The organism is Siminovitchia fortis (assembly GCF_007681465.1).
Taxonomy (GTDB): domain Bacteria; phylum Bacillota; class Bacilli; order Bacillales; family Bacillaceae_C; genus Siminovitchia; species Siminovitchia fortis.
This window is the reverse complement of sequence record NZ_VEKZ01000124.1, coordinates 1-1,917: the sequence shown is the minus strand read 5'-3', so window position 1 is coordinate 1,917 and position 1,917 is coordinate 1. Positions and strand designations below refer to the sequence as shown.

Below are 1,917 nucleotides of genomic sequence, written 5' to 3'. Positions count from 1 at the left end.
CCCGACTTTGACACTTAGAATGAAAAAAAGAGACCAAAAACATTTTGTTAATCTTGTTTTTGGCCTCTTTTTTTATTTTTTATATTGTATATATGTTTGTATATATGTTATAATATTAGAAAGGGAGTGAGGATATGCACCTACAAGTTTTCAAAAATAGAGGGAAAGAATATGTGCGAATTGTAGAATCTTTTCGTGATCCGAAAACGAAAAATCCCAAAATACGGGTGATTGAATCGTTTGGGAATAAAGAAAAATTATTGGCTGAAAATCCAAATGCCATCCAAGAGCTTCGTGAAAAAGTGGAAAGGATGAATGCGGAACAAGAACAATTAAATTCGTCTATTCTTTCCCAACGGCTAAATGAATTTGTAGAGTCAGATGTCCCTCTTTCATCAAGCGAGGGTGCCCCACTCCAAAATTATGGCTATGAAATTTATCAAATGCTTTGGGATGAGCTCAAACTAGATTATTTCTTCCAATATCGGCAAAAACGGGATACCGATATTCAATTTCAGACCAAAATCCCGATTTCACTTATGACTTTTTCACGATTATTGTTTCCAAGTTCCAAGCGTTCAACCTTTGAAGGAAAAGAACGTTTCGCACACGAATTCCCCTGTGAATTGAAACACATGTATCGATCCCTTTCTTTCCTCGCCTCGCAAAAAAGCAATCTGGAGAAACATCTTAATAAGCAGATTGCAAAAAAAATGGAGCGTAATCTCGCGGTCGCCTTTTACGACGTAACAACATACTATTTCGAGTCCGTCCTAGCGGATGACGTGAAGAAATTTGGCTTTTCGAAGGACAACAAGGTGAACCAAGTGCAGGTCGTGATGGGGCTTTTGATAGACGAACACGGAATTCCGGTCAGCTATGAGCTCTTTCCTGGAAACACTAATGATTTCAAGACATTGGAGCCCGTCCTTAAAAGATTGAAGCAGGAATACGGGATCTCGAAACTGATCCTCGTTGCCGATCGCGGCCTGAACTCCAAGAAAAATTTATTGTTTTTAAAATCGCTCGGTTTCGAATACGTCATGGGATATAAAATCAGGTCGGGATCAAAAAAGGCGAAAGAGATGGTCCTTGACGAATCGGGGTATACTGTCACTTCTCCGGAGTTCAAATGGAAAAAATGTGGCTTTCAGTCCCATTTCCGTGCAGATGGAAAAACACATAAAATTGACGATCACCTGCTGGTCACCTGGTCATTGAAGAGACAACAAAAAGACCGGAAAGACCGCGAAAGAATTGTCCAAAAATCAAAGAAATTGGTTGAATCCAAATCGCAGATGAAAGCGGAAATGAAAAAAGGCGGCAAGAAATATGTACAGTTAACCCTCATGGAGGAGGACCAAATCTCATTCAATGAGAAGCAGCTGGAGATTGACGAACAATTTGATGGCTATTACGGGATACAGTATAGCGACACCACATTATCCCCTGAAGAAATATTAAATGCCTACCACGGACTTTGGAAAATCGAGGAGAGCTTCCGTGTGTTAAAAAGTAATCTGGAGGCACGCCCCATCTACGTATGGACGGAAGAAAGCATTCATGGCCATTTTGTGATCTGTTACTTGGCTTTGGTTCTTCAACGATTGCTTGAATATCTGCTTAAGCAAAAAGGGCTGGATTTATCCACGGAGAAAATACAGGACGCTATACGGAGTGCAACCCTTACCCAAGTGAATTTGGAAGGAAAGGAGATCTATATAAAAAACAAACCGGAAGATGTTTTTTCTGATATTCTAAAGGCACTTGGGCTAGAAGATATCCCAACATACGGCCAAAAAGACAAGAGAACAAATGCATATCTACAACCAAAAAAATAAAAGACTCCCTCAAAACACGATAATATCGCTGTTCTAGGGGAGTTTTCGCTTTTTTAACTGTCAAAGTCGGGAAAAA

Annotated in this window: 1 protein-coding gene; it reads left to right on the top strand. The window is 39.8% G+C overall.

The window, feature by feature from the left end; genetic code table 11:
- Positions 1 to 134: 134 nt before the first annotated feature.
- Positions 135 to 1,841 (top strand): IS1634 family transposase, encoded by a 1,707-nt coding sequence (locus FS666_RS19120; protein WP_144463768.1) that lies wholly within the window; start codon positions 135 to 137, stop codon positions 1,839 to 1,841.
- Positions 1,842 to 1,917 lie beyond the last annotated feature (76 nt).